We start from the raw sequence: 13,288 nt of genomic DNA on the forward strand, positions 1-13,288 counted from the left end.
TTAGCCGCCTCAAGCAGTTTCGCCGCGTGGCCACGCGCTACGACAAGTTGGACCGGCATTTTCTGGCTTTTATTCACTTGGCAGCAACCGTGCTCTGGTTGCGCGATTGTTAACACTTCCTAGTTACTTCCTCGGTAGAGATGCTTCGGCTGCGCTCAGCATGACGGCCTTTTTTTGGCTAGCTTGGCTGAGGTCAGCCCTTCGGCCCTCCTAATCCACCACCAGCCGCTGCACGGCCACGGCCGAACCCGACTGCACCCGCACGAAATACGTGCCGGCGGCCCAACCGGCGGTTTCCAATGCGTAGCTATTGCCGCCGAAGCTGCGGGTTTGCAGCAGGCGGCCGGTGAGGTCGAATACCTGCAATTGGCTTTGGGCGGCCGGCGCGGCGGCCAAGGCCAAGCGCACCGCGCCGGCCGTGGGGTTCGGGTAGAGCGCCACGGCGAAGGTGGGCTGGGCACTGGCCGTGCCGGTGGCTGTGGTGGAGCGCAGGCGCAGCACCCAGGTCTGGTTGGCGGCCAGGGCGGGCAGCATGGTGGAGAAGCTGCTGAAACCGCCCTGCGCGTTCACCGTGACGGTGCCGGCGGTTTGGCCGCTATACAGCTCGGTCACTTGGTAGGTGCCAGGGGCCAGCGTTGACATCGTGAGCGAAAGCGTGGAGCTGCTAACCGCCGTGCTGCCCAGGTTGGCAGCAATAAGCGTGGCTTCCTGATTGAACACGCGGGCGTAGGCCAGTACCGAAGTAGCCGACGACGTGGCGGGCAGGTAGTAGCCCTTGCGCAGGGTTTCGTTGGCGGTGCGCAGGCCAATGAGCTTTTTGTAGTGGCTCAGCAGCGAGTTTTGGTCGGCCTGCTCGGAAGCCACGTTGTAGGTACCGAAGTTGGAATTGATGCCGCGCCAGGGCGTGCCGGTGGTGAAGCCTGCCTGCGTGCCGGCCGTCCACTGCATGGGCTTGCGCTTGTCTTCGTCGGCGCCGGTGCCGGCCATGCCCACTTCCTCGCCGTAGTAAATGAACGGCACGCCGGGCATGGTGAGGTAGAGCGCCGCGGCCTGCTTCATGCGGGCCACATTGCTGCCGAGAACGTCAAACACCCGATTCTGGTCGTGGTTGGTGAGAAAAGTGGCGTATTGCAGGCGCGGGTAGAGGCTGGTTACGAGGTTGAGCTGGGTGCGCAGCGCGGTGGGGCTGCCCGCTGTCAGGGCCCCGACAATGCTACTGGCCAGGTCAAACTCGAAGCACAGGTCCAGCCGGCGGTTGCGCACGTAGGGAATCACGGCGCTGGTGTTGGTCCAGGCCTCGCCTACGGAGAGGGCGTTTGGGCTCACCGCCTTCAGCGAATCCTGAAATTCTTCCAGCACCCCGAGGGTTTCGGGCGTGTCGGCCGTCGTGCTGCCGGTTTCCACGAGGTAGCGCACGGCATCGAGGCGGAAGCCATCCACGCCCTTGCGCAGCCAGAACCGGTCCGCATCCCACATGGCGGCGCGCAGCTGGGGGTTGCGCCAGTTCAAATCGGGCATGCCTTCCCAGAAGGCACCGTAGAAATACTGGCCGTTGCGCGGGTGCCAGCCGCTGCCGCCAAATGGCCCGTAGCCCAAATCGGTGGGCGACCACAGGTACCAGTTGCGGTACGAGCTGGTGGTGCTGGCCGCCGACTGCGTGAACCACGGATGCTGGCTCGACGAGTGGTTCAGGACCATGTCCAGAATCACCTTAATACCGCGCTGGTGGGCGGCGGCCAGGAAGGCATCGAACTGGGCCATCGTGCCATAATCGGGCTCTACGGCTTTGTAGTCGCTGATGTCGTAGCCGTGGTAGCTGGGCGAGTCCATGATGGGCATCAGCCACAGGCCGGTTACGCCCAGGTCGGTGGTGGTGGCGGGGTTGCCGTCGTTCAGGTAGTCCAGCTTCTGGGTCAGGCCCGCGAAATCCCCCTTCCCGTCGCCGCTGCTGTCGTAAAAGCTGCGCACGAATACCTCGTAAAACACGGCATCATTCCACCAGTATGTGGAATAATTGGTGAGTGTGGCCCCGTTGCAGGCCGTGCAGGTGCCGAAGCAGTAGCTCGGCGTGGTGTTCACGGCGGCCGTGGCGTTCACTACGCGGGTAAGGGTGCCGCTGGCATCGGCGGTGCCGCAGGCGGCGGGCACGGTTTCGGCCCCGGCCAGGGTGTTGCCGTTCACGAAGCGGTACTGGAACATGCCGGGGGCCGGCAGCGAAATCGTGACTTCGTAAATGCCGTCGCTGTTGTCGTCGGTCAGGGGCAAGGCGGTGGCGTCGTTAACGGCGCCGTAGCCGGCGATGGCTTGGAAATTGCCCACCACGTGCACGCCGGTGCGGGCCACGGTCTGGCCGGTCATGTCCACGGCGAAGCGCAGCTGCGGGGCGCAGCCAGCGAAGGCCACGATGGGCAGGCGCACGGCCGAGCCGCCCACCACCACCTGCCGGTTCACGTTGCCGCTGGCATCGGCAATGCCGCAGGTACCGGGCACGATTTCAGCGGCGTTCCAGCCGTTGCCGTCCACGAATTTGTAGAGATAGGTGCCGGCCGGTACGTTCACGGTGGCCTCCCACACGTGGTCACCGTCGGCATCGGTCAGGGCTGTAGTGGCCGGGTTCCAGTCGGCCGGAAAGCCGGCAGCGGCCTGGAAGTTGCCGGCTACGTGCACGCCGCCGGCGGGCACGGTCGTGGTGCCCATATCGACCCGGAAGGTAAGCTGGTTGGCCTGCACGCCGCCCAAACCGGCCAGCAGCGCAATAGCGAGTAAGCGAAATTTCATTGAGTACTCCTCAGTTAGAATCAAAGCTTAAAGGTACGCCGTGGGGGCACGTAAACGTCATGCCGAGCGTAGCCGAGGCATCTCGCTCGGGGCGGTGATCAAAACCGTTGACTGATTGAATTACTATTGCACGCGAGATGCCTCGGCTACGCTCGGCATGACGTTCCTCTTCACCCAACCCATCCTCAACATAACTATGCCCCACTTCCGCCTCCTGTTCCTCGCATGTTGCCTCTTGCTAACGGCCACCGCGGCCCGCGCCGCCCGCGTCGATACGCTGGCCATTCCCAGCGCGGCCATGCACAAAACCTACCGCGCCGCCGTGGTGCTCCCGGCTTCCTACGCCAAGAATAAAAAGGTCAATTACCCGGTGCTCTACCTGCTGCACGGGGCCTGGGGCCACTTCGGCGACTGGCTGAACAAGACGCCCGACAAGCAGCTGCTGCACCGCCTGGCCGACCAGTACAACCTGATTATCGTGAACCCCGAGGGCGAAACCTTCAGCTTCTACCTCAACAGCCCCGTAAGCCCCGACAGCCAGTTCGAAACCTACCTGACCCAGGAAATCATCCAGAAAATCGACCAGACCTACCGCACCGTGGCCGACCGCAAGGGCCGCCTCATTGCCGGCCTGAGCATGGGCGGGCACGGCGCGCTCTACCTCTCGGCCCGCCACCCCGAGCTGTATTGCGCCGCCGGCAGCATGAGCGGCGCACTCGATTTGACGAGCCTCAACCGCAAGCTCTCGCCCGCCGAGGTGGCCCAGCGCAACAAGCTCTGGGCCCCGGTGCTGGGGTCCGAAACGGATAACCCCGAGCGTTTTGCCGCCAATTCCGTCATCAACCTGCTGCCCCAGCTGCAGCGCAACGGCCTGCCCCTCATCATCGATTGCGGCGTCGACGACGGCCTCATCGACATCAACCGCGAACTGCACCGCCGCCTCGTGTACGCCCACACGCCGCACGACTACACCGAGCGCCCCGGCACCCACACCTGGGAATACTGGCAAACGGCCCTGCCCTACCAGGTGCTTTTCCTGACCAATGTGCTGCAAGCCAACGGCACGATGGTGCCACATTAAATCGGGCTTAAAATGCACCTCCCGGGGCCGGGCGGCCGTTATACCGGGGCAAATTCATCAGCCTCTCCGCCCATGCTCACCACCCTTTTCCCGCGCCTGCTGCTGCTGGCCCTGCTCGCCGGCTGCGGCAACAAGCCCGACGGTACTCCCTACGGCGTGAACCCGGCCAAAATCGCCCAAGAACAGTCTAAAGACACAACCGACCGCGCCCGCCGCTACGACCATTACAAAAAAGGCATGCCCAAAGGTGCCGAAGTCAACGCCATCAGCAACGGCGGCACCCAGGGGCAGGTGGATATGACAACGGGGCAGTAGCGCGAGGGTGTGAAACCAGTTGCATATACATAGAAAAGGCCCCGTTGGCAATGCCAACGGGGCCTTTTCAAGTAGAAACGATTAGAAAAAACGCTTACCGCCGACGCCCGAAAATGCGCAGCAAAAACAGGAACAGATTCACAAAATCGAGGTACAGCGTGAGCGCACCCAGGATGGATGCTTTATTGCTCATCTCCTCGCCTTCGGTCACGCCCAGCAGCGCCAGCTGCTTCAGCTTTTGGGTGTCGTAGGCCGTGAGGGCGGTGAAAAGCAGCACCCCGATGAAAGACGTGACGATTTCCAGGATGGAGTTATTGAGAAATAAATTGACCACCAGGGCAATGGCCAGGCCAATAACGGCCATGCTCAGGAGCTTGCCCCAGCCCGACAAATCAGCCTTGGTGAAGTAGCCGAAGAGGCTCATCACGCCAAACGTGCCCGCCGTGACGAAGAACGTAGAGGCGATGGAGCCGGAGGTGTAGGCCAGAAACACGCAGCTCAGCGTCACGCCGTTCAGCACGGCGTAGCCCACGAAGGCGGCCTGCACCTGGCCCAGGCTCCAGTCGAAAATGCGGGCCGAGAGAAAGCCCACGATGACCAACTCCAGGATTATCAGCCCCAGAAACACGAACCGGGTACCAAAAACGAAGTTGAGCAGCTCCGGCGAGGTGGAGGCGAACATGGCAATGCCGCCCGTGAGGCCCAGCCCGGCGGCCATCCAGCCATATACCTGAGCAAAGAAGCGGGACTGAATTTCGGCGGCTTCTTCGGCCGAAATTTGAATCTGCCGCGGCGGCGGCGAAAATTGATTGTCTTCCATAAACCAATGGTGGTGAAAGCGTGGAAAGATGAATAAGTGAGGCGAAGCTACGCAATGGTTTTTCACTTGGCCAAGCGGGGCCGGGCCGGCGCATATCTTCGCCCCATGCACGCCTCCGCCTACCTCACCCTCGCCGCGCTTGGCCTCCTGGCCTGCTCGCAGCAGCCCGCCGAAACCGCCACCGCCCGCGTTCCACAAGCTTCCTCCACACAGCAACCCGTCCCCGCGCCCTTCCCCGAAACCTTCGAGGCTGGCTCGAAAGGCGCTTACCAGGAAACTGACGAGCCGCTGGCTACCGGGACCTGGCACTTTCAGGATGCCCTCATCGGCAGCAGCCCGCAGGACCACGCCCACGGCGAGCGGGCCGCCCGCCTGCGCAACCTGGGCCGCATTGCCATGCGCTTCGATGCCAAGGCCGGAGTGCGGCGCATCACCATCTCGGCGGCTGCCTACGGCACCGATGGCCCCAGCACCTGGGAGTTGTGGCTGAGCCGCGACGGCGGCCGCACCTACGCCCGCACCGGCGCGCCGGTGGTCACGAGCGGCCCGGCGCTGGTGCCCCACGTGTTCGCCGGCCTGGCCAATGAGCCATTGCGCCTGGAAATCCGCAAAACCAGCGGCCCCAAAAACCGGCTCGACATCGACGACATCACCCTCGAAACCGCCGCCGGCCCCGCCGTAGCCGTGGGCGCAGGAGCCACGGGCGGCTATTTTGAGAATCGGAACCAGCCGCAAGCGCCAGCCACGTCGCCCAAGCCGGCCCCCACGCAGTACCCGGCCGGCACCGGCACGGGCCAAGCGCAGGACCCGAACGATGCCAACCTGGCCCTGGGCAACCCCAGCGGCGCCACTTCCGACCCCACCAACGCGAGCAACTACCTGCTCGTTCACCCCGAATTCACCATCGGCTACAACGCCCCGCGCGGTATTCCGAACTGGGTGAGCTGGCACCTCGACAAAGCCGACCTCGGCCAAGCCCCGCGCCAAAACAACTTCCGCCCCGATGCCGCCCTGCCCCGCCAGTTTTATCAGGTGACGCCCGCCAGCTACGCCCGCTCGGGCTTCGACAAAGGCCACAACTGCCCCAGCGGCGACCGCACCGCCGACCTCGACGCCAACTCCAACACCTTCCTGATGACCAACATGGTGCCCCAGGCCCCGCACAACAACCAGCAAACCTGGGCCCACCTCGAAGAATACGGCCGCTCGCAAATCCAGCGCGGCCAGGAAATCTACGTCATCATGGGCAGCTACGGGCGCGGCGGCACCGGCGCCAACGGCTTCGTGCAAACCCTCGACCAGGGCCGCGTCACGGTGCCGGCCCGCATCTGGAAAGTCATGGTGATTTTGCCCGACGGCCTCAACGACCTGCAGCGCATCGCCACCGACCCCACCGTGCGCGTGCTGGCCATCGACACGCCCAACGACAACAACACCGTGAACCCCGACTGGCGGCAATACCTGACTTCGGTGGATAAAATCGAAGCCGCCACCGGCCTCGATTTGCTCAGCGCCCTGCCCCGCCCCGCCCAGGCCCGCCTGCAAAAGCTGGTCGATACCGGCCGGGCCGAATAATTGTAGCGCGGACTCTGTAGTCCGCGAGCCAACCAAGTTTGTTTATTCGCGGACTACAGATTCCGCGCTACATGATGCATCGCCTCCTAACCTTACTTATTACCCTGGTATGGCTGGCCAACGGCCTGCTCTGCAAGGTGCTGCTGCTGGTGCCGCGCCACGTGGCCATCGTGGCGCGCATTCTGGGGCCGGCGCATGCCGGGGTGCTCACGCGCCTGATTGGCGTGGGCGAAATCGGGATGGCGGTGTGGGTGCTCAGCGGCATCCGAGCCCGCTGGTGCGCGGGGGCGCAGATTGTGCTCATCCTGTCGATGAACACGCTTGAAGCCGTGCTGGCGCCCGACCTGCTGCTGTGGGGCCGCCTCAACGCACTGTTTGCCGTGCTGTTCTGCGGTGTTATTTACTTCCACAGCCTGCGGCCGGCCCGGCTCGCCGGGCGCTGATTTTCACTTATGCTGGCCTGGCTCAGAACCCATCCCTTCCCCGTCGAAGCGTTTTTCGAGCATTCGCTGGTGCTCACCTTCGCCGTGCCGCGGGCCGAGCTGGCGGCCTTGCTGCCCGCGCCGCTGGTGCCCGACACGTTTGCCGACGATTGGGGCTTTCTGGCCGTGGCGCTGGTCCAGACGCGGCACCTGCGGCCCAAAGGCTTCCCCGCCTGGCTGGGGCAGGACTTTTTTCTGATTGGCTACCGCGCCTTCGTGCGCTACCCCTCGCCCACCGGCAAGCGCCTGCGTGGCCTCTACATCCTGCGCTCCGAAACCGATAAAAAGCGCATGACGGCCCTGGGCAACCTGTTCACGCACTACCAGTATCACACCGTCGATATCGCACAGCGGCACACCGCCGGCCGCCGGCACATCAGCTCCCGGCGAGCCAATTTCCACGTCACGCTGGCCCCGCCGGAACCGGAAGTTGCGCTGCCGCCGGGTTCGCCCTTTGCCACCTGGGCCGAAGCCCGCCGCTTTGCCGGGCCGCTGCCCTTCACCTTCTCGGCCGATGCCGGCACGGGCCACATGCTGATTGTGGAAGGCGTGCGCGAACACTGGCAGCCGCAACCCGTGGCCGTGGAAAGCTGGCACGCCGGTTTTCTGGAGCAATTAAACTTCAGCGAGCTGCGGCTGGCCAATGCCTTTGCGGTGCGCGACATTCCGTATTCGTGGAAAAAAGGACGCACCGAGCAATGGCGCCGCTAAGAACCCCGCTGCAGGGTGTCTGGAACGTGGTGCGGTTCAACTGGCCGTTCTACCTCGGGGCCGGTGCCGCCGCGCTGAGCTTGGCGGGCGTGGGGCTGGCCGGCCCGGCCGCCTTGCGCCCGTATGCCGCGCTGCTGCTGGCCCTGGCGCTGCTGCCGATGCTGCTGTCGCTGCTCATCACGGCCTACATCTACGATTTTTCTGCGCTGTACCGGTTCCAGTGGCTGCCGGAGTTGGGGCCAGCGCCAACGGCGCTGCTCACGCTCAGCGCGGGCTTCGATGAAATCAGCGCGCCGCTCGCGCATCTGTACCCAACGGCCAGCCTGCTGGCGGCCGATTTCTACGATGCGGCCCGGCACACCGAGCCGTCCATCCAGCGGGCCCGGCGGGCCTACCCACCCTACCCCGGCACCCGCACCGTGGACACCCGCGCCGCCCTGCCGCTGGCCAATGCTTCCATCGACTTAGCAGTGGCTTTTCTGGCCGCCCACGAAATCCGCGATGCCGCCGAACGGGCCGCTTTTTTTCAGGAAATTGCGCGGGTGCTGGCCCCCACCGGCACCGTGGTGGTGACGGAACACCTGCGCGACCCGGCCAATTTTCTGGCCTATACCATCGGTTTTCTGCACTTTCATTCGCGCCGCGCCTGGCGGGCTACTTTCCGGGCGGCCGGGCTGCGGGTGGAGCGCGAGGTCAGCATCACGCCTTTCATCATCGCCTTCATCCTGCGCAAACATGGTTCTGCAGCTTAAGCTCGTGGGCTTTTTTCTCGTCGTTCTGGCACTGCTGCACGCCGGTTTTGCCCGCTATTTCAACTGGCGCACCGAATTCGCGCCCGTCAGCCTGATAAACCGGCAAATGATGTACGTGCACACCTTTTTCGTCGCTTTCACCGTGCTGCTCATGGGCGTGCTCTGCCTCACCTCGGCCCCCGAGCTGGTGGGCACGCCGCTGGGCCGCCGGGTGGCCCTGGGCTGCGGCGTGTTCTGGCTGGCGCGGCTGTTCATGCAATTCTTCGGTTACTCGCCCGAGCTCTGGCGCGGCAAGCGCTTCGAAACCGGCGTGCACGTCGTGTTCATCGGCTTCTGGAGCTACCTGAGTGCCTTGTTTCTGCTGGTCGGGCTGGGCGACGGCTGACTTTAGCCGCCGCTTTAGCTTCGCCTGGCCGCCAGAAAGCGCGTCACCTCCCGCACGTACTTGTCGCCGTACGCGGCCTCGGTTAGTTTATAAAACCCCGCCAGGTGCCCGCCCTCGAAGCACAGCACCTGCCGGCGCTGCCGCCACCGGGCTTGCCGGGCTACCAGTACCGAGTCGGCCAGGGGCGTTTGGATGTCGCCCGTACCGCCCACCAGCAGCCAGGGGCAATACACGCGGCGCGCCACGCGGGCGTAGTCGGCCGCCTCGGCGGGCAGCGTCACGGTTTTCTGGTAGCGCCCGAATTGCTCGGCCACAATGCGCTGCGGGCTGGTCACGTAGCCCTCGGCAATGAAAAAGTCGCACTTGCTGGTGGCCGCCACTTCCGAGCCCATGATGGTGCCCATCGAGAAGCCCATGATGCCCGTACGGCTGCGCGGGTAGCGCTGCCGGGCATCGGCCAGCACGGTGCGCAGGTCGGTGCTGAATTCGGGGTAGTAGAGCCGCTGCGGCTCGATGGCAAAGTCGCTGCTGTGCCCGAAGCCGCGGTAGTCGAACAGGTACACCCGGTAGCCGCCCTGGCTCAGCGCGCGCGCCTGCCAGAGCCAGTACGACATATTGTTGGCATCGCCGTAGGCCAGCACCATCGTGGTGTGCTGGTCGGGCGCGTTGGCGGCGGGCTCCACAATCCAGCCCGTCAGCCGGGCATGGTCGGGCGTGGCGAGGGCAGTGGTTTGGTAGCGCAGGCCCAGCGAATCGGGTGTGCCAATCCACTCGCGGGTAGGCCTGAGCGCCCACGCCCATGTGTTGAGCAATAAGAAACAGCTTAGCAGAAGTACGCGGCGCATAGACGGGACACTAAAATGGGGATGAAAGACTGCCGCTACAGACAGTCTTTCATCCCCACCGTTGCAGCCGTTCGTCCACAAGGCGAGCTACTGCGTCAGTATCATTATCAGGTTTCCGTGAGCACGGTTTTGAAGCCGGCCAGCGTGCCATCCGCCATTCGGCCCAAGGCGTAGGCATTGATTTTCGGCCCCGAGCCCACGCGATACACCTGCACCCCATCCATGTCCTGCTTCATGAACATCTGCAGGGCTTTGTAGCGGTTCGACAGCGCCACGTCGTCCAGCACACCATCATCGGCCGTGTGGTTGCGCAGAAACTGGGTCAGCTCCACGGCTTCCACTTTGGCACCGGCGGGCTCGCCCAGCAGCTTCAGCAGCGCGGCGTTGCTCAGCTCGCCGCCCGGCGCGGTATAAGTTACGGCTTCGAGCGGCGCATCCGATTCGCTCAGGAAGTGCAGGCCGGCTACCTGCTTTTGCAGCTCGGCCGGCACAGCCGCGCCGGCACTGGCCCCGGCAGGCTTGGCTTCGGCCAGGCCGCTGCCGCCTTCCACTTTGGCCGCTATGGCGGCGGCTAGCTCCTTCATGCGCTCCTCGGGCACTTTGATTTTGGGGTTGGCGAAATTCATATCCGCCACCTTGTTCATCGGAATGAGGTGAATGTGGGCGTGCGGCACTTCCAGCCCAATCACGGCCACGCCGATGCGCTTGCACGGCACGGCCGCCTGCACGGCCTTGGCCACGCGCTGCGCAAACACGTGCAGGGCGGCCAGTTCATCGGCCGGCAGGTCGAAAATGTAGTCGACTTCCTTTTTCGGAATCACCAGCGCGTGGCCTTCCACCAGCGGGGTGATGTCGAGAAACGCGAGGTGGCGGCCGTCCTCGGCCACTTTATACGCCGGCAATTCGCCGGAAACGATGCGGGAGAAAATCGAAGGCATGGGGATTGGGGCTACAAGCTTTAGGCTGCAAGCTGCAAGCTTTTTCGCAAATAATCCAGCAAGCAAGAACTCTCGGAACAATAAAGCCGCAAGCACCAAAAGATGCTTGCGGCTTATAGCTTGAGGCTTGCAGCTTAAAAAACGCTACCGGCTTATCTCCAGAATCTGAAATTGCAGCTTGCCGGCGGGCACCGTGATTTCGGCCGTGTCGCCGGCCGATTTGCCCAGCAGGCCTTTGCCGATGGGCGACTTCACCGAGATTTTGCCGGCGGCCAGGTTGGCTTCTTCCTCGGCCACCAGGGTGTAGTCGAGCACCATATTATTTTTCAGGTTTTTCAGTTTCACCTTGCTCATGATGAGCACCTTGCTGAAATCCATATTGGTTTCGTCGATGAGGCGGGCATTGCCCAATACCTCTTCGAGCTTTGATATTTTGAGTTCCAGCAGGCCTTGGGCGTCCTTGGCGGCGTCGTATTCGGCGTTTTCGCTCAGGTCGCCTTTGTCGCGGGCTTCGCGCAGGTCTTCAGCGGCCTTGGCCCGACCCCGAATTTTGAGGTCCTGGAGCTCGTCCTTCAGTTTTTGCAGGCCTTCGGGGGTGTAATAATTGATGGTGCTGGCCATGGGAGTAGATGCTTGACGGTTTGGCTAAAAAGCAAGGAGAACGGCTGGCACTGCCAACCGTTCTCCCTTCTTAGGTTCCTGGCAAAGATACGCAAAACGAATTAGCTCCCCGCGTTTGCCCCCAACGCCCCGGCCCGAAAAGCCCGAATTTTCTCCACCAGCACCTCGTTGATGCGGGCGTAGCTCTCAAACGTCCAGCCGCCTACGTGCGGCGTGAGCACCACATTGGGAGCGGCTTTCAGGAAATCGAACGTGGCCTGCTGCGCCGGGCTGAGGCTATTCAGCTTCTCGTTGTCAAGCACGTCGAGCGCCGCGCCACGCACCATGCCGGCCTGCAACGCCCGCACCAACGCAGCCTGGTCCACCACTTCGCCCCGGGCCGTATTCATTACCCAAATCGGCTTAGCGAAGCTCGCCAGGAAGGATTCATCCACAAAATGGTGATTAGCCACTGAGTACGGAATGTGCAGGCTGAGCACATCGGCACGGGCCTGCAACTCGGCCAACGGCACCAGCGTGGCGTGGCCGTCGGTGGTCACGGCCGGGTCACTATCATGCGCCAGCACGATGCAGCCAAATGCCCCCAGCCGCCGCGCAAACGCCCGCCCCATGTGCCCATACCCTAGCAGCCCAATGGTCTTGCCGCCGATTTCAGTGCCCCGGCTAGCCTCGCGCCGCCACTGGCCCTGGCGCACCTCGTGGTCGGCCCGCACGATGTTACGCAGCAGCCCCAGCAGCAGCCCCACGGCAAATTCGCCCACCGCGTCGCGGTTGCCTTCCGGCGCGTTCAACAGCGTAACGCTGGCCGCCGCCATTGCGGCTTCGTCAATATTATCGGTGCCGGCCCCGGCGCGGGCCACGTAACGCAGGTGCGGGCCGTGGGCCAGCAGGTCGGCAGTCACGCGCAGCTTGCTGCGAACCACCAGGCCTTCGTATGGCTTGGCAGCGAGAGCAGTGGGTACTTCGGCGGCGGTGAGGTTGGGTTGGTAATCTATTTCGACCCCGATGCTTTGGAGCAGCGGCTGCAGCGAGGGGTGCATTTCGTCAACGACGAGGCAGATACTCATAGATTTTAAAGACATTTACTCAGCCACATCACTAATATCCAGGTCCGGCAACGCTGCCCCACCCGCCATGTGCTGGCCTACGTGCTGGGTCAACCTCACGAAATCAGCTACGCCCAGTTGCTCGGCGCGCTTCTCGAAAATGGGTTCCGTCGTCGCTTCGGCGGGCATCCCAAACGGTTTCAGCGCATTGCGCAGCGTCTTGCGGCGCGTCTGAAACGCCTGCTTCACTACCCGGAAGAATAGCTTCTCGTCGCAGTCGAGTTGCTGCACGTCGTTGCGCGTGAGGCGCACCACGGCCGACTCCACTTTGGGCGGCGGGTTGAAAACGTGCGGCGGCACCGTGAACAGGTACTCAATGGTATAGAACGCCTGCAGCAGCACGCTCAGGATGCCGTAGGTTTTCGAGCCGGGCGGCTCGGCCAGGCGCTGGGCCACTTCCTTCTGAATCATGCCCACCACCTCGCGCACCTGCTGGCGGTTGTTGAGCACGGCGAAAAAAATCTGGCTGCTGATGTTGTAGGGAAAGTTGCCGATGATGGCCAGCGGCTGGTCCGGGAACATCGTGGCCAGGCTCTGCTTCAGAAAATCGGTGGCGTAGATGCGGTCGGCCAGCGCCGGGTAGTGCACTTTCAGGTAAGCCACCGACTCGGTATCAATCTCGACCACGCTGGTCTGGTAGGCCGGGTTCTGGAGCAGGTACTGCGTGAGCACGCCCATGCCCGGCCCGATTTCGAGCACCTCTTTCACGCCATCTGGCAGTTGCAACGCGCCCACGATGTTGCGGGCAATATTCGGGTCGGCCAGAAAGTGCTGGCCTAAGTGCTTTTTGGGGCGAACGGTATTCACGGAGTGGTGAAGTGGTGAAATAGTGAGGTGGTGAGGATATTGAAGCGACCGGAAGGATGGATTGAAAACCCA

At 63.4% G+C, this 13,288-nt stretch carries 14 protein-coding genes and 1 pseudogene; 8 read left to right on the forward strand and 7 right to left on the reverse strand.

Annotation, left to right across the window (positions count from 1 at the left end):
* Positions 1-113: pseudogene (locus MON38_RS00005) on the forward strand (IS5/IS1182 family transposase); the annotation flags it as partial.
* Positions 114-210: 97 nt separating this feature from the next.
* Here MON38_RS00005 and MON38_RS00010 read toward each other — a convergent pair.
* Positions 211-2,778, reverse strand: coding sequence for an alpha-amylase family glycosyl hydrolase (locus MON38_RS00010; RefSeq protein WP_241934082.1), 2,568 nt, complete (start codon positions 2,776-2,778; stop codon positions 211-213).
* 196 nt (positions 2,779-2,974) lie between these two features.
* Here MON38_RS00010 and MON38_RS00015 point away from each other — a divergent pair, with 196 nt between their 5' ends.
* Both MON38_RS00015 and MON38_RS00020 read left to right on the forward strand, forming a co-directional pair.
* Complete coding sequence (locus MON38_RS00015) at positions 2,975-3,859, forward strand: alpha/beta hydrolase (RefSeq protein ID WP_241934083.1); 885 nt, start codon at positions 2,975-2,977, stop codon at positions 3,857-3,859.
* A 72-nt stretch (positions 3,860-3,931) separates the two neighbouring features.
* Complete coding sequence (locus tag MON38_RS00020; RefSeq protein WP_241934084.1) at positions 3,932-4,174, forward strand: hypothetical protein; 243 nt, start codon at positions 3,932-3,934, stop codon at positions 4,172-4,174.
* Between the two features lie 94 nt (positions 4,175-4,268).
* Here the strand turns inward: MON38_RS00020 and MON38_RS00025 are convergent, their stop codons facing one another.
* The gene (locus tag MON38_RS00025; RefSeq protein WP_241934085.1) at positions 4,269-4,994 is read right to left on the reverse strand and encodes a Bax inhibitor-1/YccA family protein; all 726 of its coding nucleotides are present in this window, start codon (positions 4,992-4,994) and stop codon (positions 4,269-4,271) included.
* Between the two features lie 105 nt (positions 4,995-5,099).
* On the opposite strand from MON38_RS00025, the gene MON38_RS00030 reads away from it, so the two are divergent.
* The 5 genes from MON38_RS00030 to MON38_RS00050 all read left to right on the forward strand — a co-directional run bounded on the left by MON38_RS00030 (position 5,100) and on the right by MON38_RS00050 (position 8,899).
* On the forward strand, positions 5,100-6,569 hold the full coding sequence (locus MON38_RS00030; protein ID WP_241934086.1) for a DNA/RNA non-specific endonuclease: 1,470 nt from the start codon (positions 5,100-5,102) through the stop codon (positions 6,567-6,569).
* A 71-nt stretch (positions 6,570-6,640) separates the two neighbouring features.
* Positions 6,641-7,012: a DoxX-like family protein gene (locus MON38_RS00035; protein WP_241934087.1), complete on the forward strand. Its 372-nt coding sequence runs from the start codon at positions 6,641-6,643 to the stop codon at positions 7,010-7,012.
* 9 nt (positions 7,013-7,021) lie between these two features.
* Entirely contained in the window at positions 7,022-7,762 is a 741-nt protein-coding gene (locus MON38_RS00040) for a DUF2071 domain-containing protein (RefSeq protein WP_241934088.1), read from the forward strand.
* Entirely contained in the window at positions 7,750-8,514 is a 765-nt protein-coding gene (locus MON38_RS00045) for a class I SAM-dependent methyltransferase (RefSeq protein ID WP_241934089.1), read from the forward strand. Before MON38_RS00040 ends, MON38_RS00045 begins: the two co-directional genes overlap by 13 nt.
* Complete coding sequence (locus MON38_RS00050; protein WP_241934090.1) at positions 8,498-8,899, forward strand: hypothetical protein; 402 nt, start codon at positions 8,498-8,500, stop codon at positions 8,897-8,899. The genes MON38_RS00045 and MON38_RS00050 overlap by 17 nt, the downstream gene beginning before the upstream one ends.
* A gap of 14 nt (positions 8,900-8,913) precedes the next feature.
* On the opposite strand, the gene MON38_RS00055 is transcribed toward MON38_RS00050, so the two are convergent.
* The 5 genes from MON38_RS00055 to rsmA all read right to left on the reverse strand — a co-directional run bounded on the left by MON38_RS00055 (position 8,914) and on the right by rsmA (position 13,216).
* A complete protein-coding gene (locus tag MON38_RS00055) occupies positions 8,914-9,711 on the reverse strand; it encodes an alpha/beta hydrolase family protein (protein WP_241934091.1) in 798 nt (265 codons plus the stop codon).
* 140 nt (positions 9,712-9,851) lie between these two features.
* Positions 9,852-10,682, reverse strand: coding sequence for a nuclease A inhibitor family protein (locus MON38_RS22800; protein WP_338423739.1), 831 nt, complete (start codon positions 10,680-10,682; stop codon positions 9,852-9,854).
* Positions 10,683-10,826: 144 nt separating this feature from the next.
* The gene (greA, locus tag MON38_RS00070) at positions 10,827-11,303 is read right to left on the reverse strand and encodes a transcription elongation factor GreA (RefSeq protein WP_241934092.1); all 477 of its coding nucleotides are present in this window, start codon (positions 11,301-11,303) and stop codon (positions 10,827-10,829) included.
* A gap of 101 nt (positions 11,304-11,404) precedes the next feature.
* Complete coding sequence (locus tag MON38_RS00075) at positions 11,405-12,370, reverse strand: NAD(P)-dependent oxidoreductase (RefSeq protein WP_241934093.1); 966 nt, start codon at positions 12,368-12,370, stop codon at positions 11,405-11,407.
* 15 nt (positions 12,371-12,385) lie between these two features.
* Positions 12,386-13,216: a 16S rRNA (adenine(1518)-N(6)/adenine(1519)-N(6))-dimethyltransferase RsmA gene (gene rsmA, locus MON38_RS00080; RefSeq protein ID WP_241934094.1), complete on the reverse strand. Its 831-nt coding sequence runs from the start codon at positions 13,214-13,216 to the stop codon at positions 12,386-12,388.
* Positions 13,217-13,288 lie beyond the last annotated feature (72 nt).

The sequence above is a fragment of the Hymenobacter cyanobacteriorum genome, from assembly GCF_022631375.1.
Taxonomy (GTDB): Bacteria; Bacteroidota; Bacteroidia; order Cytophagales; family Hymenobacteraceae; genus Hymenobacter; species Hymenobacter cyanobacteriorum.